At 53.0% G+C, this 19,652-nt stretch carries 17 protein-coding genes; 6 read left to right on the top strand and 11 right to left on the bottom strand.

Going from position 1 to position 19,652, the window contains the following annotated elements:
* Window positions 1–62: 62 nt before the first annotated feature.
* From HNV11_RS01085 to HNV11_RS01075, 3 genes are all read right to left on the bottom strand, one after another.
* The gene (locus tag HNV11_RS01085) at window positions 63–1,280 is read right to left on the bottom strand and encodes a pyridoxal phosphate-dependent aminotransferase (RefSeq protein ID WP_171737896.1); all 1,218 of its coding nucleotides are present in this window, start codon (window positions 1,278–1,280) and stop codon (window positions 63–65) included.
* Window positions 1,281–1,357: 77 nt separating this feature from the next.
* On the bottom strand, window positions 1,358–1,840 hold the full coding sequence (folK, locus tag HNV11_RS01080) for a 2-amino-4-hydroxy-6-hydroxymethyldihydropteridine diphosphokinase (RefSeq protein WP_171737895.1): 483 nt from the start codon (window positions 1,838–1,840) through the stop codon (window positions 1,358–1,360).
* A 78-nt stretch (window positions 1,841–1,918) separates the two neighbouring features.
* A complete protein-coding gene (locus HNV11_RS01075) occupies window positions 1,919–2,920 on the bottom strand; it encodes a formylglycine-generating enzyme family protein (RefSeq protein WP_171737894.1) in 1,002 nt (333 codons plus the stop codon).
* A gap of 121 nt (window positions 2,921–3,041) precedes the next feature.
* On the opposite strand from HNV11_RS01075, the gene HNV11_RS01070 reads away from it, so the two are divergent.
* Complete coding sequence (locus tag HNV11_RS01070; protein WP_171737893.1) at window positions 3,042–4,949, top strand: ABC-F family ATP-binding cassette domain-containing protein; 1,908 nt, start codon at window positions 3,042–3,044, stop codon at window positions 4,947–4,949.
* 84 nt (window positions 4,950–5,033) lie between these two features.
* Complete coding sequence (locus HNV11_RS01065) at window positions 5,034–5,675, top strand: DedA family protein (protein WP_171737892.1); 642 nt, start codon at window positions 5,034–5,036, stop codon at window positions 5,673–5,675.
* A 55-nt stretch (window positions 5,676–5,730) separates the two neighbouring features.
* Here the strand turns inward: HNV11_RS01065 and HNV11_RS01060 are convergent, their stop codons facing one another.
* From HNV11_RS01060 to HNV11_RS01050, 3 genes are all read right to left on the bottom strand, one after another.
* Complete coding sequence (locus HNV11_RS01060) at window positions 5,731–8,166, bottom strand: 3-hydroxyacyl-CoA dehydrogenase/enoyl-CoA hydratase family protein (RefSeq protein ID WP_171737891.1); 2,436 nt, start codon at window positions 8,164–8,166, stop codon at window positions 5,731–5,733.
* A 112-nt stretch (window positions 8,167–8,278) separates the two neighbouring features.
* Window positions 8,279–8,749, bottom strand: coding sequence for a MarR family winged helix-turn-helix transcriptional regulator (locus HNV11_RS01055; protein WP_171737890.1), 471 nt, complete (start codon window positions 8,747–8,749; stop codon window positions 8,279–8,281).
* Between the two features lie 74 nt (window positions 8,750–8,823).
* Window positions 8,824–10,074 carry a peroxiredoxin family protein gene (locus HNV11_RS01050; RefSeq protein WP_171742018.1) on the bottom strand — a complete coding sequence of 417 codons (1,251 nt, stop codon included), beginning with the start codon at window positions 10,072–10,074 and terminating at the stop codon, window positions 8,824–8,826.
* A 123-nt stretch (window positions 10,075–10,197) separates the two neighbouring features.
* Here HNV11_RS01050 and rsmH point away from each other — a divergent pair, with 123 nt between their 5' ends.
* The gene (gene rsmH, locus HNV11_RS01045; RefSeq protein WP_171737889.1) at window positions 10,198–11,106 is read left to right on the top strand and encodes a 16S rRNA (cytosine(1402)-N(4))-methyltransferase RsmH; all 909 of its coding nucleotides are present in this window, start codon (window positions 10,198–10,200) and stop codon (window positions 11,104–11,106) included.
* A gap of 77 nt (window positions 11,107–11,183) precedes the next feature.
* Window positions 11,184–12,725 carry a YifB family Mg chelatase-like AAA ATPase gene (locus tag HNV11_RS01040; RefSeq protein ID WP_171737888.1) on the top strand — a complete coding sequence of 514 codons (1,542 nt, stop codon included), beginning with the start codon at window positions 11,184–11,186 and terminating at the stop codon, window positions 12,723–12,725.
* An 80-nt stretch (window positions 12,726–12,805) separates the two neighbouring features.
* Here the strand turns inward: HNV11_RS01040 and HNV11_RS01035 are convergent, their stop codons facing one another.
* Window positions 12,806–13,660 (bottom strand): pirin family protein, encoded by an 855-nt coding sequence (locus HNV11_RS01035; protein WP_171737887.1) that lies wholly within the window; start codon window positions 13,658–13,660, stop codon window positions 12,806–12,808.
* A gap of 139 nt (window positions 13,661–13,799) precedes the next feature.
* The gene (locus HNV11_RS01030; protein WP_240163676.1) at window positions 13,800–14,861 is read right to left on the bottom strand and encodes an alpha/beta hydrolase; all 1,062 of its coding nucleotides are present in this window, start codon (window positions 14,859–14,861) and stop codon (window positions 13,800–13,802) included.
* Window positions 14,862–15,172: 311 nt separating this feature from the next.
* Here HNV11_RS01030 and HNV11_RS01025 point away from each other — a divergent pair, with 311 nt between their 5' ends.
* Together HNV11_RS01025 and HNV11_RS01020 are read left to right on the top strand one after the other, a co-directional pair.
* The gene (locus HNV11_RS01025) at window positions 15,173–16,174 is read left to right on the top strand and encodes a ScyD/ScyE family protein (RefSeq protein WP_171737885.1); all 1,002 of its coding nucleotides are present in this window, start codon (window positions 15,173–15,175) and stop codon (window positions 16,172–16,174) included.
* 278 nt (window positions 16,175–16,452) lie between these two features.
* Window positions 16,453–17,904 (top strand): glycoside hydrolase family 125 protein, encoded by a 1,452-nt coding sequence (locus HNV11_RS01020; RefSeq protein ID WP_171737884.1) that lies wholly within the window; start codon window positions 16,453–16,455, stop codon window positions 17,902–17,904.
* A 73-nt stretch (window positions 17,905–17,977) separates the two neighbouring features.
* On the opposite strand, the gene HNV11_RS01015 is transcribed toward HNV11_RS01020, so the two are convergent.
* Genes HNV11_RS01015 through HNV11_RS01005 form a run of 3 tightly spaced genes read right to left on the bottom strand, consistent with a single transcriptional unit; the run spans window position 17,978 to window position 19,628 of the window.
* Window positions 17,978–18,910 carry a sugar phosphate isomerase/epimerase family protein gene (locus HNV11_RS01015; protein ID WP_171737883.1) on the bottom strand — a complete coding sequence of 311 codons (933 nt, stop codon included), beginning with the start codon at window positions 18,908–18,910 and terminating at the stop codon, window positions 17,978–17,980.
* Window positions 18,907–19,311 carry a HEPN domain-containing protein gene (locus HNV11_RS01010; protein ID WP_171737882.1) on the bottom strand — a complete coding sequence of 135 codons (405 nt, stop codon included), beginning with the start codon at window positions 19,309–19,311 and terminating at the stop codon, window positions 18,907–18,909. Before HNV11_RS01010 ends, HNV11_RS01015 begins: the two co-directional genes overlap by 4 nt.
* A complete protein-coding gene (locus HNV11_RS01005; RefSeq protein ID WP_171737881.1) occupies window positions 19,308–19,628 on the bottom strand; it encodes a nucleotidyltransferase family protein in 321 nt (106 codons plus the stop codon). Before HNV11_RS01005 ends, HNV11_RS01010 begins: the two co-directional genes overlap by 4 nt.
* Window positions 19,629–19,652 lie beyond the last annotated feature (24 nt).

Here is a 19,652-nt window from a genome sequence, read left to right as displayed (position 1 = left end):
GTCTAAAATGAAAGGGGACGTCGCTATCAAGCACGTCCCCTTTCATTTTAATTATTTGAAATTCACTTCAGCGTTGCCACCGCGTCTTTAATGCGCTGAACCGCTTCGGCGAGCGACTCGTCCGATGCGGCCGTCGAGATGCGCAGGCAGTTGGGTGCACCAAAGCCCGATCCCGCTACGGTCGAAACATAGGCCGTATTCAGCAACCACGATGCGAAGTCATCCGAGTTTTCGATCCGGGTCGTTCCATCCGACTTGCCGTAATAATAGCTAATGTCGGGGAAGGCATAGAAGGCCCCTTCCGGCACGTTCGTGCGGAAGCCGGGCACTTCTTTCAGCAGTTTCACAACCAGGTCACGTCGGCGCTGGTAGGCTTTGGTCATCTCCAGGCTGGGTTCCAGCGGGCCCGTTAACGCAGCTACCGTTGCTTTCTGGGCAATCGAGTTCGTACCGGACGTTACCTGCCCCTGCAGTTTCTCAACGCCATCGGCAATCCACTTGGCAGCACCGATATAGCCAATGCGCCAGCCCGTCATGGCATACCCTTTCGCTACGCCATTAACCGTAATCACACGCTCGGCAATCGCCGGAATGGAGCCCATGCTGAAATGACCTTCGGGCGTAAAGTTGATGTATTCATAGATCTCGTCGGCCAGCACGTAAATATTTTCGTGGCGGGCTACGACGTCGGCGATGGCGCGCAGTTCAGCTTCCGAATAAATCGAACCGGTCGGGTTATTCGGTGATGCATACATCACGATTTTGGTCCGATCGGTAATGGCGGCTTCGAACTGCTCGGGCGTTACCTTGAAGTTGTTTTCAAACGAACCGTCAACAACCACTGCTTTTCCTTCGGCAAGCTTAACCATTTCGGAATAGCTGACCCAGTAGGGCGAGAAGATAATCACCTCGTCGCCGGGGTTGATGAGTACCTGAATTACGTTCGCCAGCGAGTGCTTTGCCCCCGTCGACACGACGATGTTTTCAGGTTTCCAGTCAATGTTGTTATCACGTTTGAATTTATCGGCAATGGCTTTGCGCAGGTCGGGATAGCCCGCTACCGGCGAATAACCATGAAATCCATCGTCAATGGCTTTTTTAGCAGCCTCGCAGATGTGCTGGGGCGTTTTGAAATCCGGCTCCCCAACACTCAGGCTGATTACTTTGTGGCCCTGGGCGGCCAGTTCGCGGGCTTTTTTGGTCATCGCCAGCGTTGAAGACTCCTCCAGTGCGTTGATGCGGTCGGCTAACAAACTTACTGTGTCGAGCGTCGCAGACATATCGGTGATGTTTTTTGAGAAAATGATAATAAACTGACCACAAAGGTACTGCGTTTTCAGCGGAGCACCGAAGTTGTTTAGAAATTAAAAATCATTACCTCACTTTTATCGGTACAATTCAGCAGCAGTTCGGTGGTCGTCTTTTGTAAGACCGGGTGGATAAAGTCAGGCGCCAGCTCAGCCAAAGGAACGAGCGTAAACCGTCGCTGGTGCAGATACGGGTGCGGAATGCTGAGCTGATCGGTCCGCAGAATGAGCTGATCGTAATACAGAATATCGATGTCAATGACTCGCGCGCCCCATTTTTCGTGACGTACCCGACCCAGTTCCTGCTCAATGGCCTGCGTTTGCGCCAACACCGCTTCCGGGGTCAGCTCCGTCTCAACGGCCAGAACCTGGTTTAGAAACGCAGGCTGCTCGGTCACACCCCAGGGCGCGGTTTCATACAGCTTTGAGCGTTGAAGAACATCGCCAACGCGCCCGGCAATCAGATCAACCGCCCGGTTCAGAGTAGCGACCCGATCACCCAGGTTTGCACCAAGCAGGAGGAAGGTTTTCAACGAGTAAATCAGATAAAGAGTGACAGAGTGAATGAGAGATTGTTTGTTCGCTCTTTCACTTATTCACTCTGTCACTCATTAATAATCCTTGATTGGTTTGATGTCGTAGTAGGCCCTGATTTCCTCTTCGCCCGGTGTTTTGGCCGGACGTACCAGGCGGAAACCCACGAACGAAGCGGAAGTCAGCCACCAGTCGGATTTAGGGCTTTGCGGGTCAAGAACTTTCCAGGCCGGGGCCGATGGTGTCCGGGCCGCCGAACGTAAAGCAGTCGGATCATCGTCCCACGAGCCGCCCCGCGTTGTGTTTGGGTATAGCGTAGTTGTTGGCGCATACGGCTCGTTCACCAGACCTTTGGCAACGGATGCGTAATAATCCGGAATGTATTGGTCCTTGGTCCATTCGAGCACGTTCCCGTGCATATCATACAGGCCGAACGGATTCGGCTTTTTGGTGCCTACTTGTTTGTACCCCCCCCCGCTGTTGCCGTTGAAAACGGCGTATTCGCCTAATTTTTTCACATCGGCACCAAACGAGTACGGCGTCGTGGTTTTCGCCCGGCAGGCATATTCCCATTCGGCTTCGGTGGGCAGCCGAAAGAACACCCCGGTTTTAGCGTAAAGCCAGGCGCAGAACTTGATAGCGGCATACTGGGTCATGTTAATAGCCGGATACCCCGAACGTCCCATACCGAATGACATGTCAACATAAGGCGGACTGGGCCGCGTGGTGGCATCGGTTTTTGAGAGGTTGGCGTCGTTCTGTGGGTATTTAGCAGCCATTTCCTTCTCCATGTTTGTGAAGGCAAACAGATCGTACAGGTCCCAGGTCACTTCATATTTACCCATGTAAAACGGCTCGATGGCGACTTTGTGCTGCGGTCCTTCGTCGGCTTTCCGGCCTTTTTCGGTAGCCGGACTGCCCATCAGATACGTACCGCCCGGGATGGCTACCATCTCATAGGTCTCGTTACTGCCTGGAACGGTCTGCGTGTAGGATTTGAAATCGGTAGTCTGCGCCCACGTCTGATTTTGCGTTACGGTAATCAGAGCAAGGGCACCAATGAGATGTTTAAGACGCATTGTTGGTTATAAAAATAAAGGCCTCTCAGTCGTTGACAGGTAAAAGTACGAACGATTTCCTTTGTTGTAACTTTGCCGAATCGACTAGGTATGCAAGGCCTTCTTGATCCGAAACTACTTTATGAATTACCTCTCAGCCGAAAATCTTACCAAATCATACGGCGACCGTACGCTGTTCCGCGACCTGACATTCGGGTTAAGCCGGGGCGATAAAGTCGCCATTGTCGGGGCCAACGGTTCCGGCAAAACCACATTGCTTTCTATTCTGGCCGGAGCCATGCCACCGGATGCGGGCCTGGTTAGCCTGCGTAAAGACATTACGGTCGGCTACCTCGATCAACAGCCCGACCTGAACGACGCCCTGACCGTTATGGAGGTCGTGCTGGCGGGCGAAAGTGCGCAGCTCGACGCCGTACGTGCCTACGAGCATGCCCTCGCCCATGACGACCACGCAGCCCTCGAACGCGCCATGGTTGATATGGAAAAACTCGAAGCCTGGGATTATGAGAGCCAGATTCGGCAGATACTCGGTGAGTTAGGCATTCAGGACGTCAACCAGCCGGTCAGCTCGCTGTCGGGTGGGCAGCGGAAACGGGTGGCGCTGGCGCGGGTGCTGATTCAGAACCCCGATTTGCTGATTCTGGATGAGCCCACCAACCACCTCGATTTGGAAGCGATCGAATACCTCGAAAACTTTCTGAACACCAACAACGGTACGCTGCTTATGGTCTCCCACGACCGTTATTTTCTGGACCGGGTCTGTAATCAGATTGCCGAGCTGGACAACGGTCAGCTGTTTACCTATAAAGGCAATTACGCTTACTTTCTGGAAAAGAAAGACGAACGCGAGATGGCAGCCGCGTCTGAGCTGGCCAAAGACCGGAACACGTTCCGGCGCGAACTCGAATGGATGCGTCGGCAACCGAAAGCCCGCGGCACAAAGGCGCAGTACCGGATTGATGCGTTTGAAGACCTAAAAGAAAAGACCAGCGGCAAACGTAACGACGGCGACCTGGACCTCAACCTGCGCATGGCACGGCTGGGCAGCAAGATTCTCGAAGTCGAGAACCTGAGCAAACGTTTCGGCGATAAGGTGCTGCTGGATCACTTTACGTATACCTTCAAGCGACCCGACCGCGTGGGCCTGATTGGCAAGAACGGCATGGGCAAGACGACGCTCATGAACATGCTGACCGGTCAGTTACGGCCGGACTCGGGTAAGATTACAACGGGCGGTACGGTTAAGTTTGGGTATTACACCCAGGCCGAGCTGGATATGCCCGAAAACCAGCGCGTGATTGACGTCGTGCAGGACGTAGCTGAGGTAATGAAGCTGGCCAACGGCGACACGATTACGGCCACGCAGCTGCTGAGCCGGTTCCTGTTCGACCGGTCGAAACAATACGATTACGTGTCGAAATTAAGTGGGGGCGAAAAACGGCGGCTTCAACTGCTGCTCGTTCTCGTCCAGAATCCGAACTTTCTGATTCTGGACGAGCCGACCAACGATCTGGATATTACAACGCTGAATGTGCTGGAAGATTTTTTGCTTAACTTCCCGGGCTGTGTGCTGATTGTTACGCACGATCGCTATTTTATGGATCGGCTGGTGGAGCACGTTTTCGTGCTGGAAGGTGAAGGGAAAGTCCGCGACTTTCCCGGCAACTATACCGATTACCGCGAATGGCGCGACAGCCAGCCCAAACGGAACGCGGATCGGGGCGTAACGACAGCGTCGGCCAGGGCGGCCAGCAGCGTTTCGGCGGCAAAGAACCAAACGTCGGCGTCGGGGGTTTCCCCGGCAGGGAACGCGGCTAAAAAGAAACTGTCGTTCAAAGAGATACGGGAGTACGAAACCCTCGAAAAAGAAATTGAATCTCTGGAGCAACGAAAGACCGAAATAGTAGGTCTGCTCAATACCGGTGGACATCACGAACAACTGACGGCCTGGGCACGCGAGATCGACCAAATTGACCAAAGCATCGCCCAGAAGTCGGACCGGTGGCTCGAACTGGCGGAATATATTTAAAAAGTGAATGCGTGAAAGGGCGAACGAGCGGAGGGATGGATAAAGGCCACTCTTTTACTCATTCATTCTTTTGCTTCTTGAATTATGGAGCAGATCATTAACTTTTTTCAGTACCTGCTTGACTCGGAGGAGATAATCCGCACGGGCGGCCTGGTTCTCATTACGCTCATCATCTTCGTTGAGAATGGAGTTTTCTTCGGTTTTTTCCTGCCGGGCGATTACCTCTTGTTCTTGTCAGGCGTATTTGCCGGAACGAAGCTGCTCAACGTACCGCTATGGTTGTTGCTGGTGTGCATCTTCAGCGCGGCCGTTCTGGGATCACTGACCGGCTATCTGACCGGTTTCTACGCCGGTGGCCGGTTACAGAATCGGCCGGACTCGCTCTTTTTCAAGAAGAAATACATTGAAAACACCCGAATCGCCTTTGCCAAGTATGGCACCAGCGCTTTGATTGTTGCCCGGTTTCTGCCCATTGTTCGCACGTTTGCCCCAATTCTGGCGGGCCTGATTCACATGAACTTCCGCTTCTTTATGCTGTATAATATTATCGGCGGATTTATCTGGGTAATGACCCTGGTTGGGGGCGGCTTCTATTTTGGTGAACGGTTTCCGTGGATCATCAACTACGTCCACTGGATCATCATCTTTTTTTTGGGTATCACTACCTTTACCGTGGTTCGCGGTTACCTTAACGCTCGACGCGAACGACGGGCCGAAAAAGTTTAAAATGAATCAGCCGGTCGATACCCTATCGACCGGCTGATTCATTTTAAACCACATATTAGTTGCGTACTGGCTTTCCGCCCGCCAGTAAACTCTGGATTCGTTCCAGTGTTTTCTTCTCGCCCGATAACGATAGGAAGGCTTCGCGCTCCAGATCAAGTAAGTACGGCTCCGAAACCAGCTGCGGAGCGCTCAAGTCTCCCCCACAGATGACGTAAGCCAGCTTGTCGGCAATTTTCATGTCATGGTCGGAGATGTAGCGGCCCATGCGCATTGCCGTCAGACCGGCTTTGAACAGGGCAATTCCAGTTTTACCCTGCACTTTAATGTCGGTGCGCTGCTTCGGCTGCGTGTACCCGTTGTCGGCCAGTTCGATGGCGGCCTGTTTAGCTTCGGCAATCAGTCGGCTGCGGTTCAGCACGATCTGATCGGTTGGACGCAGATAGTTCATCTCGCGGGCCTCCTGCGCTGAAGTCGATACCTTCGCTGTAGCGATGTTCATGAATACGTTTTGCAGTATATTCAACTCCGGGTCACCCGTCTGGTACAAATCCGATGCACGGGCGGCCATCTCTTTCGTGCCACCCCCGGCCGGAATCAGTCCAACGCCAACCTCCACCAGTCCCATGTAGCTTTCAGCGTGCGCTACGGCCCGGTCGGCGTGCAGAACGGCCTCGCAGCCACCGCCCAGCGTAAGCGTATGCGGAGCCACGACGACCGGAACCGACGAATACCGCAGGCGCATCATCCGGGACTGGAATTGCGCGATCATCAGGTTGATTTCGTCGAACTCCTGCTCAACGGCGAACATGAACAGCGTGGCGAGGTTCGCTCCCGCCGAAAACGCTTCCGTCGAATCGTTACCGATTACCAGCCCTCGAAAATCTTTTTCGGCCAGATTCAGGGCTTTGGTAATGCCTTCGCTCACCTCCGTGCCGAAGGTGTTCATCTTGGTCCGGAACTCCAGGTTCAGAATGCCGTCGCCCAGATCGTATACCGTTGTACCAGCATTTTTCCAGACAATATTATTGCTCAGGTTTTCCAGGATGATAAACTCTTCGACGCCCGGAATGGCTTTGTAGCTTTTCGTTGGAATATCGTAGTAGTAGCGTCGGCCGCGCTCAACTTTATAAAACTGATCAATACCAGCCTCCAGCATGTCGTAAACCCACTGGGCGGGCTGCTGGCCCTGAGCCTGGATGATCTCGACACCCTTCCGAACACCGATTGCGTCCCAGGTTTCAAACAGGCCTAACTGCCAGCCGAAACCGGCCGTAATGGCAGCGTCGATCCGGTACAGCTCGTCGGAAATTTCGGGTATGCGGTTGGTGGCGTAACGGAATCCATCGGCAAACGTCCGCCGGTAAAACTCACCGGCTTTGTCCTGACCAGCCAGCAGGACTGGGAAACGTTTTTTCAGATTCTCAATCGCCTTGGTGCTATCCAGCGTCGTGAACCGCACCTTTTGCGAAGGTTTATAGTCAAACGTTTTCAGGTCCAGCGCCAGAATTTGCGTCTGCCCTTTTTCGTCTTTCGTCTTCTTGTAGTACCCCTGCCCGGTTTTGTCGCCCAGCCACTTATTCTCCATCAGTTTCTGCACCGACTGCGGCAACTCAAACGACGCCCGCGATTCGTCGTGTTCCATCTTAGCGAGGTTACCCGCGACATTGACGGTCGTATCCAGACCGACGACGTCCGAGAGCCGAAAGGTTCCGGACTTGGGGCGCCCAACAACTGGACCAGTGAGCTTATCCACTTCTTCCACCGTCAGGCCCATGTCTTCGGCCACCCGGATAGTCTGGATCAGCGACTGAATACCGAGCCGGTTGGCAATGAATCCGGGCGTGTCTTTGCAGAGAACGGTCGTTTTGCCGAGGTACAGATCACCGTAGTTCATCAGAAAATCCACCACGGCCGGATCGGTTTCGGGACCGGGAATGATTTCGAGCAGACGCAGATACCGGGGTGGGTTAAAGAAGTGGGTTCCGGCAAAATTCCGGCGAAAATCTTCCGAGCGCCCCTCGGTGAGCAGTTGCATCGGGATACCGGACGTATTTGACGTAATCAGCGTACCGGGTTTACGGAACTGTTCTACGCGCTCATAGATCGACCGTTTAATATCGAGCCGCTCCACAACAACCTCAATGACCCAGTCATAGCCAGCAATATCTTTGAGGTTGTCCTCGAAGTTGCCGAGTTTGATCCGTTGGGCGAATTTTGGGCTGTATAAAGAGGCCGGGCTAGCTTTCAGCATCGTCTGGAACGCGTCGCTGACGATCCGGTTCCGAACGGCCGGGCTGTCGGTTGTCAAACCTTTGGCTAGTTCGGCCCCATTCGGCTCTTTTGGAATGATGTCGAGCAGGAGAACGTCTACGCCAATGTTGGCAAAATGAGCCGCAATCCGCGACCCCATAATACCGGACCCTAACACGGCTACGCGCCGAATAAGACGATTTTTCGTTTGTGTTTTAGGCTTTTCCAGGGTTGCTTCCATAAATAAAAACAGGTCGCTAACAGGTGGAAGAAAGAAGTCAACAGCGGTTCTATGTGTCTTCGTCAACTTCCTCCCTCCCGATGCAAGCGACAATTTTATAGGTTGGGATTGGTTAGTCTAAGGGCAATTCTTCGTGTTCGGCAGCCTTGATTTTGGCGTTTTCCTCTTCAACCAGTCGGTTGATGTCTTTTATTACGTCAAAAAAAACAACCAGCTTATCGAGCGGAATCTTTTCCCGGATCATGTTATTGAACTGGATTACGCCTTCTCGAGCCATTTCCCGTTTGGCTTTGCCTTCGTCGGTGAGGTAGATCCGGACAAACCGTTTATCCTGTCCGTCAACTTCCCGCCGAATCAGGCCCCGTTCTTCCAGGCTTTTGAGCATCCGGACCAGCGAACGCGGCTCCATACCCAGCAGCGGGCCAATCTTGGTGGCGGGGGTGCCTTCGTCCAGATCAATATTGAGCAATACATACCCAATGGCCATCGTAATGCCAAATCGGGCAGCATAAGCGTTATACATGCGCGAAATGGCATGCCAGCCCCACTTTATATGAAAGTCGACGGTTTTTTCTTTTTTCATAGTAGATGTCGCTCTGTCCAACTTAGACGTGTAAATCTACTATTTTTTTGGAAATAGTATGCGTGCATACCATTTTATTCAGCCACTAATTTATCAATTAACCGGTTGAAGTCTTCTACGTACTGGTCAAAGAATTTACCGGTGCCGGGACCGCTGAAGCCGGTATGTATGTGCCGTACCTGCCCTTTTTTGTCGATGATCAACGTGGTCGGGAAGGCCAAAACGGCGTTCAGATCCGGCAACGCTTTTGAGGCCTGCGCTTTATCATTCGTGCCAGCCAGCACAATCGGGTAATCAATCTGGAACCGTTGCTTCATGCGTTCGATCTTTGGACCCGACACGGCCATATCGGCCGATCGTTCGAAGGCCAGTCCCACAATCTCTACGCCCCGCTGCCGGTTACGTTTGTACCAGGGACTCAGAAAATTGGTTTCGTCCATGCAGTTCGGGCACCAGGAGCCAAGAAGCTGTACCACCGTAACCTTGTCCTTAAAGCGAGGGTCCGTCAGCGAAACCCGATTGCCATTGGGCTCCGGGAACGAGAAATTGAGCGTTTTTGCACCGGGTTTCAAGAACGTCAGACTGGCGGGATCGGGCAGTTCGGCCTTCGGATCGAAACGGGCTACCCACGGATCGTAACCCGTTACGCCTGACCAGTGGCCGCCAACGAGCGTTTTATTGGCCTGATTGTATCTGGCTTTGAACAGATACAGGTGCGACCCGTCAAAGCAGGACAGAAATAAACTATCGCCGGCAACATTGCCATCCAGATACCGGTAATCGCCGGTAGGGGTCAGGAACGTACCGGTCACGCGGTTGTCTTTCTGCTCAAACACGCCGACCGCATTGACCGTATCGACACGTCCAGTCCGGCTGCCGAAATCGGTTGCCCACTTGCCCGTTAGCGACGTAGTAGTTTTTGCCTCGGGAACAAATCGGTAAGAATATCCTTTTGTGGCCTCGAAGGGTAAGGTTTGTACTTGTTCAGCTACCCGACGCCGACGCCAGATGCCCCGCAGCGTATTACCTTCTATCTTTGCAACCAGCTCTGACTCGAACAAAGCCATCGGAATGCGAATGGAGTCACCCTGCATGGTTGCCGGGTCCATACGCAAGCGCTCATTGGCGTTCAGGGCAAAGACCGAATAGGTTTTTGGATCGTTTGCGGCAGGTTGAATATCCAGCCCGAATGGTAAATCGCCCCCACGCGTTTTCAATACGGCCCGGTACTGACCTGGCGGAACACTAGTTGAAGCTGATTGGCCCGAGCAGGCCGTGAGAGCAAACAGCAGCGTAATGGCTGCGAATGAAAAAAACCGTTTCATCATGTTTTTAAAGACATGGTGGTAACCATGGCCCCGAAGGGTTGGTTCAATAATAACTACGGGATGAAACGGCCATTTCCGTTCATAACCAAATGGCTGTTTCATGACTATGACTGACAAATAATGACAACAAATTATCACGAGCCGGTTTTACTACAGCCCTGCATTGATGGCCTGAATCTGCAGCCCGGAGGCACCTACGTAGATATTACATTTGGTGGGGGCGGTCATAGCCGCGCAATTCTGAATCAACTGGAGGGCGGACGGCTTTTCGGTTTTGATCAGGATGCCGACGCCCGCGCCAACGCTCAGGCCATCAACGACCCACGACTAACGTTTGTAGCCTCGAACTTCCGCAACCTGAAGCGCTACCTGCGGCTCTACAAAGCGGAGCAGGTCGACGGTATTCTGGCCGATCTGGGTATTTCGTCGCACCAGATTGATACGCCCGCGCGCGGCTTTTCAACCCGCTACGATGCCGATCTGGATATGCGCATGAACCAGCAGGCCGACAAAACAGCCCGGCAGGTCGTCAATGAATACAGCGAGGCCGATCTGCACCGGATACTGGGGATGTATGGCGAGATTACGAATGCCCGCACCGCTGCCGGCGCCATCATTTCGGCCCGGTCCAACCGGCCTCTGAAGACCGTTAATGACTTGAAGGCCGCTCTGCAGCGTTACGCTCCCCGCGGTAAAGAGAATAAGTATTTCGCTCAGGTATTTCAGGCGTTACGTATCGAAGTCAACGAGGAATTGCAGGCGCTGGAAGAGTTTCTGGAGCAGGTTCCCGACGTCCTGAAACCGGGCGGGCGGCTGGTGGTCATGTCGTATCACTCCCTTGAAGACCGGCTGGTCAAAAACTTTATCAACAAAGGTAAATTTCAGGGCGAGGTTGAAAAAGACTTGTTTGGCAATGAAATCAAGCCCTTACGGTCCGTAACGCGCAAGCCCATTGAAGCCACTCCCGACGAGATTGCCCGGAACCCCCGTGCCCGAAGCGCCAAACTGCGGATTGCGGAGAAGATTTGATTCTGGCCGTTTTTTTGTTGCCCGGCCGTTCCGTAGTTTTGAGATTACCACTATTTACCCATCTACCGTAACTCAGAATGTTAGCTAAAACTTTCGGCGCGGCCGTTTACGGCGTCAACGCGACGATTATTACCATTGAAGTAACCGTTGGACAGGGACTTCATTTCTTCATGGTCGGTCTGCCCGACAGCGCCGTGAAGGAAAGCGAACAGCGGGTCGAAGCCTCGCTCAAGCACCTCGGCTACCGAATGCCCCGCCAGAAGATTGTCGTCAACCTCGCCCCCGCCGATATTCGAAAAGAAGGTTCGGCCTACGATCTGCCCATTGGTCTGTGTATTCTCCAATCGTCCGAACAGATTAGTCCGAAGCGCAATCTGGAAGATTACGTAATCATGGGCGAATTGTCGCTGGACGGACGGCTGCGGCCCATTAAGGGCGTTTTGCCCATTGCTATTGAAGCTCGAAAACGGGGTTACAAAGGCTTCGTTTTACCCGCCGAAAACGCCCAGGAAGCGGCCATTGTTAACAATCTGGACATCATTGGCGTCGAAACGATGCAGGACGCGGCTGAATTCTTTGAGGGGAAGAAAGACATTGACCCCCTGGTGACCGACACCCGCGACCTGTTCCTGAACCAGATCAATGCCTACGAAGTCGATTTCTCGCACGTACAGGGACAGGAAAACATCAAGCGAGCCATGGAGATTGCGGCTGCCGGTGGTCATAACGTCATTATGATTGGTCCGCCGGGCGCGGGTAAAACCATGCTGGCCAAACGCTTGCCGAGTATCCTGCCGCCCCTGACCTTACAGGAAGCTCTCGAAACGACCAAAATTCACTCCGTAGCGGGCAAACTTGGCTCCCGCGCCAATCTGATTGCGACGCGGCCCTACCGGGCTCCGCACCATACCATCTCCGACGCGGCTCTGGTTGGCGGGGGCAGCTTCCCGCAGCCGGGAGAAATCTCGCTGGCTCATAACGGCGTTTTGTTTCTGGATGAATTACCGGAGTTTAAACGCTCGGCGCTGGAAGTGATGCGCCAGCCACTCGAAGACCGGAGGGTGAGTATTTCACGGGCCAAATGGGCGGTGGAGTTTCCGGCTTCGTTTATGCTGATTGCCAGCATGAATCCCTGCCCCTGCGGGTATTACAATCATCCCGACAAAGAGTGCGTCTGCGGGCCGGGCGTAGTGCAGAAATACCTCGCCAAAATCAGCGGGCCGCTGCTCGACCGGATTGATCTGCACGTTGAAGTAACGCCTGTTTCGTTCGATCAGATGACCGCCAACCGCCCGGCCGAACCCAGCGAGACGATTCGTGAGCGGGTCATTCGGGCACGGGATATACAGACGGCGCGATTTGAGGGGCAGAATGGAATTTACTCCAACGCAATGATGCCCTCGCAATTGGTCAAGGAAGTTTGTCAGATCGGCGACGCGGGTCGGGCCTTACTCAAAACAGCGATGGAGCGACTCGGGCTATCGGCCCGCGCTTACGACCGGATTCTGAAAGTGTCGCGCACGATTGCCGACCTGGCCGGAACCGAGGAAATCCGAATTGAGCACCTTGCCGAAGCCATTCAGTACCGGAGTCTCGACCGGGAAAACTGGGCGGGATAAAAATAGATACGCGTTAATCAGAAAAGCCGCTTCAGCGATTTGAAGCGGCTTTTCTGATTTTACGGTGCTGACGTAACGATTTAGTGACCCCAGCTCCCGAATTTCCCCCGCCGATAATCGTCATAGGCTTCGGCAATTTCCTGCTGGGTATTCATCACAAACGGTCCCTGCGACACTACGGGTTCGTTCAGCGGTTTTGCGTGACCGAACAGCAGGATGCTGTCTTCTTGAGCCGACATTGCCAGGTCTCCGCCTTCATGGTTGAACTCGGCCAGCTTCAGGGACTCTACGTCCACACCGTTTGCGTTGATTTTACCTTTGATAACGTAAAAGAAAACCGTGTGATCCTGTGGAATCGTTACCGTTACCTTTCCTCCGGGTTTGAAATAAATGGTGTTCAGATGTACGCCCGTCTGCGACGCAAAAGCGGATGTATGCCCGTCCCAGAAGCCGGAGATCAGGTTGACGGTTACCTTACCTTCATCGAGAGTCAGGCTGGGAATATCTTCTTTCTGAAGACCCTTATAAAAAGGCTCGGTCATTTTCAGCCGCGCGGGCAGGTTTAGCCAGAGCTGCAGAATCTCCAGTTTGCCGCCGGTTTCTTTAAAGTCATCCGACGACACTTCGGCATGAATAAGGCCCCGGCCCGCTGTCATCCATTGTACGCCACCCGCTGTAATTACGCTATCGTGGCCGCTGCTGTCTTTATGCGCGATGTCGCCGTCCAGAATAAACGTTACCGTTTCCATACCCCGGTGCGGATGCGGCCCAAACGGCAGCCCATTGTTGCAGGTCTGGTACACCTGAGGACCATGGTGGTTCAGAAACAAAAACGGGTCAACGTAATCGATGGAACGGGTGGGCAGCGCCCGGTATGTAATCAGGTCACTGATGGGTGAATACTCGGCCTGATGGATTCGTTTTACGGTTAGCATTTTCTTGCTGATTAAATTCGAACCGGCACTCATTATGATCAACAACCGGAAGCTGGTAAATGAGCATTGCTGAATTAACCCGCTACAACCGATATGGGTTTAGCTACACAAACGACCGTAGGCCGTACTGGTTAATCAATCAGCGTTTTTTAGCCGTTCGGCTCCGCTCGAAGGACAGATTTGTCGTGAAGAACGGCAGCATCTTCTCCGCAATACGCTCGCCGATCCGGTTGATGTGATCGCCGTCGTATTCTTCATACGTATGCGGGATGCTATACGTTGTCAGGAATTTATCCAGAATTTTATTATTGGTGGCTATACTCACGTCTTTTGAGCCAGCATCGAACGCCAGGGCACGTAACTGTTTGATCTGGTCAATGTGCTGATCGAGCGTTGCCAAGGGTGCATTGGCCGTCCATTTAGCCAGCACCATAGATTGCGGTTTGCCCTCCTGCACGGGCAGTTCCAGAAAGAACGGCGCTTTGGTCGGGTCAGGCGACCAGGCAGCCGCTGAAGCAAAGGCAGCTTTTGTCCCAAAATCCGCTTTTTCCAGATCGGCAACCGTCTTTACGTTTTCCATGCGCGCTATGGCTTCCGGATTAGACGGCCCGTTTAGACTGGTCATCATGCAACAGGGACTCAGCAGATACAGACTGGAAAAGATTTCCGGGTGCTTCTGCCCAATGCGGATCGTACCGTAACCACCCATCGAATGCCCCGCCAGTCCCCGGCTGGCAGCCTGCGGGAGCGTTCGGTAGTGGCTGTCTACGTAATTCACCAGCTCGGTTGCTACGAAGTCTTCCCAGTTACCAATGGTTACCGAGTTGGAATACATGCTCCCAAAGTAGCGGTTATAGGCATTGGGCGTCACGATAATAAACTCCTGCGATTTGCCATCGGCCAGTGCCTTATCCACTACGTTGGGCAGATTAATCCAGTGTTTGGTCAGGCCGTACCACTTGTCATCGCTGTCGGTAAACCCGTGCAGAAAATAAATGACAGGGTATCGTCGCTTCTTATCGGTCTGGTAGCTGGGCGGCAGGTAAATGGATACGTCCCGATCGGGTGAATCGCCGGCCAGGTTCCCCTCCAGGCTATTACCGTGGACTTTAATTCGCTCGACCGTACCGGTCTTCATGGAGTTACTCTGGCCGCGGCCTTCCAGAAAGGCCAGCCCGAACGCGCCGATTAGCAGGAGCATGAAAAGCAGTCGGTTAACGCTGGACTGCTGACGAGAAGTAGACGTTAAGTTCATACAGCGAGAAGAAGCCCAATCCCTGTTTTTACTGCTTAGGCATTAACTCCTTCAGACGCATTCCGCAAAAGCATTGACCAGCTTACACGAACCGAGATTTCAACAGGTTCGTACAGGGCTATTCAGACCGTATAATCTATACGACAACCGTTAACTCTAACGGTCGGCCATCCTGCATCTATGCTCAGTAGCTTGCTGAGCCAATTCCCATAAAGGAATTGGCATACTCATAAAACCTCTTTCAAACCATTACACGTATGCGTATCAAAGCACTCAACATTCTTTCGCTGATAGTTATTCTATTCGCCTTTAGCTGCCAGGACCACCGGGAGCTTACCTCTACCAGCCAGTTGCAGACGCAGGATTTCGCGACCGGACTGGCAGCCCCGCTGGGCATGGCCATTGACCCAAAAGGCCAGCTCTGGGTTACGGAAGTGGCCGCTGGCAAAGTATCGGTTATTACTCCCGATGGCAAAATCTATCCGGTCATTACGGGCTTCTCGGTTGCCGTCAGTCCCGAAGGCACACCCGACGGGCTCAACCATCTGGCTTATAAAGACGGCATCCTGTACATTCTGCATGGCGTCGACGATAAGCTTTATAAAGCCAATGTGGCCTCGTTTAAACCGGGCGATCAGCCGCTCACGGCCGGGCAGCTGGACAGCGAACCAATTGGCAAGTTTGTGCTCGATTACAATTTTGCCGAGGATACCGGCGAGTCGAACCTCTATAACCTGACGTTTGGCCCCGACGGCGATATGTTTATTGCGGACGCAGCGGCTAACGCCATTATTCGCCGGAGCAAAACGGGCAATCTCAGCGTATTTGCAACAATTCCCGGCATTGCGAACCCTACGCCGGTAGGTCCTCCGGGCATTCAGGCCGTACCGACAGGGATTGTCTTTGATGGACAGAAGTTTCTGGTATCAACCCTGTTCGGCTTCCCATTCCCGGTAGGTAAAGCCAGAATTTATCAACTGGACCTTAACGGCAACGTATCCGTTTATCAGGAAGGGTTTACGAGCCTGGTCGACATTGTCCTTGGTGCCGACAAACGGCCTCTTGTCCTGACCGTAGCCGAATTTGGCCAGCAGGGGCCCACGCCGGGTACGGGTAAGCTGACACAATCGGTGGGTGGTCAGTCGACTACGCTGTTGCAAAACCTGAACATGCCGACCTCCATTGTGATGGGTCACACTGCCAATACGTATTACATCAATAGCCTGATGGATGGCAAAGTGCAGCGGATTACGTATTAAGTAAGACTTTTACGAGTAAGCCCGGTTTGGCGGAATGGCATCTTTGGGGATGGCAGGCCAAACCGGGCTTATTTTATTACGGTCTTCAACGCCTAATCCATACGTATAACCAAATCTCAGACGATAATCGCCTGGAACTCCTGATTGCGAAAAGCCTGCTTTTTTACGTACTTCCGGGCTCAAGTCAACGAAACTACTAATCTGGTTATCATCTTATACAACGAGCATTTGATGGCACTGCAATCTGTAACCATCAACTAACCATCGGCATACTTTCCATGAATCGTCGTCATTTTATAGCCCGGTCAGCCGGGGCGGGTGTTAGCCTGCTGTTGAGTCGCCAGTCGGGTTGGGCAACCGCCCCTACGGATTTCCCAGTCGTTCGAACGACGGCCGGACAGCGTAATTTTACCAGTTCGGCCGTTGAACAGACTATTGAACGGATGCACAAAACCATCCGCGATCCGGAATTGGCCTGGCTGTTTGAAAACTGCTTTCCCAATACTCTCGACACGACTGTTCAGTTCAGGAACAGCAACGCTCAGCCCGACACGTTCGTCATCACGGGTGATATTGACGCCATGTGGCTGCGCGACAGTACGGCGCAGGTGTGGCCTTACCTGCCGCTAACGAAGCAGGACCCGGCACTGCGTCAACTGATTGCGGGCGTAATTCGACGGCAAACCCAGTGTATTCTCCGGGACCCTTATGCGAATGCGTTCTATGCAGAACCGACGAAGGAAGGCGAGTGGAAAAAAGACTTTACCGATATGAAGCCGGGAATCCACGAGCGTAAATGGGAGTTGGATTCGCTCTGTTATCCCATCCGGCTGGCATACCACTACTGGCAGACTACCGGCGACACCAGCCCGTTTGATGCCGACTGGCTACAGGCGATGCAACTGGCGCTGCAAACCTGTCGCCAGCAACAACGTAAAACAACTCGGGGTCCTTACCAATTTGGCCGCGAAACCGCCTGGTCGACGGATACCGTACCGGGTAATGGATATGGCAACCCGACTCGCCCAATTGGCTTAATCCATAGCATCTTCCGCCCCTCCGATGACGCAACGGTCTTTCCGTTCTACGTTCCATCGAACTGGTTTACGGTTGTGTCGTTCCGGCAGCTGGCCACCATGATTGACAGGATTGCCCCCACTGGTAATGCAGGAATGGATCTAGCTCAGTTTGCCAGCGAGTGCCGGGCATTGGCCAGCGAAGTCGAAACGGCCCTGAAAGCACATGCCATTATCAATCATCCCAAATACGGCAGAATGTACGCAATGGAAATTGACGGCTATGGGAATCGGCTGCTTCAGGACGACGCCAACGTACCGAATCTGCTGGCGTTGCCTTATCTGGGGGTTTGTCCAGCCAGCGATCCGGTTTACAAAAACACCCGTCGGTTTGTGTTAAGCCCCGACAATCCATACTTCTTTCAGGGGAAAGCCGCCGAAGGTATTGGCAGTCCGCACACGTTGATCAGCAGCATCTGGCCAATGAGCATCATCATGCGGGCGCTGACCTCGACCGACGATCAGGAAATTCTCGCTCAATTACGTTTCTTAAAGAAAACCCATGCCGGAACGGGCTTCATGCACGAGTCCTTCGATCAGGACGACCCGGCTAAATTCACCCGGAAGTGGTTCGCGTGGGCGAATACGCTCTTCGGTGAGCTCATGCTGAAGGTAGCCGCCGAGCGCCCGCATTTGCTGAACAAGCCTCTTTAATTTCCAGGTAAAGATCCCCTGCTTACAGAAGCAGTAATGCTGAATTTGACAAATTCGGCCATTCAGAACGCACCTATGCCAGCGGAATCTGAGCTTCTGCTGCTTTACTAATAACAAACTGCCGCGCTTCGTCATATTCCTCGGCCGTGCGCAGGTGCTCCAGCAATAAGGGCACCTCGCGCGGTAAGGCCGTTACGTTACGAATGTATGTTACGTAGTCCATGCCGCCCCGACCCGGCATGGTTTCGGCAAAGTGGCCATCCTTGCCGTAAATATCTTTCGCGTGACACGACACAATCCACCGGCCCAGCTTGCGAAACGTGTCGTTGATCAGCGCCGTATTGGTATAGTAACGTTCGGGCGTGTTGATGATGTTGGCAATGTCGACGTGAGCGCCGAAAGCCGGACGATCAATGGCTTTGATGAATTTCAGATATGAGTCTGCTCCATCGGGCAAACTCCAGCCCATCATTTCCAGCGCGAATTTCGCCCGCTTCGGCTTTACAGCATCGATTATGTTCCGACAATTCTCGACTGTAGCGTCGAAAAAGTCTTTCGACAGGTTTCGCGCATCCGGCCCGTCCCAGTTTTTGGGATTGTAAGAGCCCGCAATATTGACGCAGGTTAAGGCCCCAACGGCTTCGGCCAGAGCCAGCCGATCGGTCACATAAGCCATGTTTTTGCGACGCTTCTCAGCATCCTGATCCAGCATATTGACCCAGGCACCAACCTCGGCAATCAGAACGTTCTGATCGGTAAACGCCTTCCGAATAGCTTCAATCTTCGGGGTATCCTTGAGATCAACGTTCGGAACGTAAGCGGCACTGTAACGCAACCGCCGATGTTCACGGGCTAATTCGGACGGATCGTCGCTTTTAAGAAAAATAGGGCCACCCAACCGCAGAGGTTTTTGTACCACTTTCAACGCTGGAAACGCCGGCATCAGGGCGCTACCAGTAACAACGGCAGACGAGCGTAAAAACTGGCGTCGGGAAAAAGTGCTCATTCGGATTGAGAAGAAAGTAAATTATTTATGTATTGCTGGGCTAACGTGAAGAATTGCCGGGCATACGCTAAAGCCAGTTGTGCCTGTTCATCGGTAATATCAGCTTCTAAATCATAATCCCCTGCCTGTCGGAGTTGAAAAACAAACTGCGCCCATTGTGCGGCTTCGGCCGGAAACCGGTTCGTTCGTACGAAGAGTTCGTGAAATTTTCCGTGTGCGCCAGAGTGCCGTTTTGTATAAACCCCCTCTGTATGAAGTAATGCTGTTAAGCAGTAAAAAACAGCATAATACGCACGGTTAACGGTAACTACGGGGAAGCCGCCCTCTAAATTATAAGCAGATTCCTGAAGCGTTTCTTCAGCCCGTTCAAGCGCCTGAGACGCTTCGTATAACCGACTCATACTAGAATACCCTCTCGTCTGATTTCCTGATAAACGCCTTGCATAGAGGCAGATAGCTTTTTCTCTGATACGGGCAATATGGATACGATAACACCGTATTTCAGGCTTAACGCTGTGCTGATTGGCACGAGTCTGACTATCTCATCTGTAGAGCGAGTATTCGGGTCCCTGAGCACCACTGCAAAATCGACATCTGACTCTACTTGATTATTTCCCCGTGCATAGGACCCAAACAGAACCAGCCCTGCCAGCTGATCGCCATATAATTGCTGCAGTTCGCACTTAAATTCAGCCGCTATGAGTTTGATGGACAGCATGGCAGTAAAAGTAAGAAATTTCGT

Source organism: Spirosoma taeanense, assembly GCF_013127955.1.
Classification (GTDB): Bacteria; Bacteroidota; Bacteroidia; order Cytophagales; family Spirosomataceae; genus Spirosoma; species Spirosoma taeanense.
This window is presented reverse-complemented; position numbering and strand designations above follow the sequence as displayed.

Bases quoted from the DNA above. Each gene is read 5' to 3' on its own strand.
- HNV11_RS01055 (WP_171737890.1), bottom strand. From the start codon at position 8,749: ATGAAAAAAGAAAAAACCGTCGACTTTCATATAAAGTGGGGCTGGCAT.
- rsmH (WP_171737889.1), top strand. From the start codon at position 10,198: ATGACAACAAATTATCACGAGCCGGTTTTACTACAGCCCTGCATTGAT.
- HNV11_RS01065 (WP_171737892.1), top strand. From the start codon at position 5,034: ATGGAGCAGATCATTAACTTTTTTCAGTACCTGCTTGACTCGGAGGAG.
- HNV11_RS01005 (WP_171737881.1), bottom strand. From the start codon at position 19,628: ATGCTGTCCATCAAACTCATAGCGGCTGAATTTAAGTGCGAACTGCAG.
- HNV11_RS01035 (WP_171737887.1), bottom strand. From the start codon at position 13,660: ATGCTAACCGTAAAACGAATCCATCAGGCCGAGTATTCACCCATCAGT.
- HNV11_RS01025 (WP_171737885.1), top strand. From the start codon at position 15,173: ATGCGTATCAAAGCACTCAACATTCTTTCGCTGATAGTTATTCTATTC.
- HNV11_RS01060 (WP_171737891.1), bottom strand. From the start codon at position 8,166: ATGGAAGCAACCCTGGAAAAGCCTAAAACACAAACGAAAAATCGTCTT.
- HNV11_RS01020 (WP_171737884.1), top strand. From the start codon at position 16,453: ATGAATCGTCGTCATTTTATAGCCCGGTCAGCCGGGGCGGGTGTTAGC.
- HNV11_RS01070 (WP_171737893.1), top strand. From the start codon at position 3,042: ATGAATTACCTCTCAGCCGAAAATCTTACCAAATCATACGGCGACCGT.
- HNV11_RS01015 (WP_171737883.1), bottom strand. From the start codon at position 18,910: ATGAGCACTTTTTCCCGACGCCAGTTTTTACGCTCGTCTGCCGTTGTT.
- HNV11_RS01030 (WP_240163676.1), bottom strand. From the start codon at position 14,861: ATGCTCCTGCTAATCGGCGCGTTCGGGCTGGCCTTTCTGGAAGGCCGC.
- HNV11_RS01075 (WP_171737894.1), bottom strand. From the start codon at position 2,920: ATGCGTCTTAAACATCTCATTGGTGCCCTTGCTCTGATTACCGTAACG.
- HNV11_RS01085 (WP_171737896.1), bottom strand. From the start codon at position 1,280: ATGTCTGCGACGCTCGACACAGTAAGTTTGTTAGCCGACCGCATCAAC.
- HNV11_RS01040 (WP_171737888.1), top strand. From the start codon at position 11,184: ATGTTAGCTAAAACTTTCGGCGCGGCCGTTTACGGCGTCAACGCGACG.
- HNV11_RS01050 (WP_171742018.1), bottom strand. From the start codon at position 10,074: ATGAAACGGTTTTTTTCATTCGCAGCCATTACGCTGCTGTTTGCTCTC.
- HNV11_RS01010 (WP_171737882.1), bottom strand. From the start codon at position 19,311: ATGAGTCGGTTATACGAAGCGTCTCAGGCGCTTGAACGGGCTGAAGAA.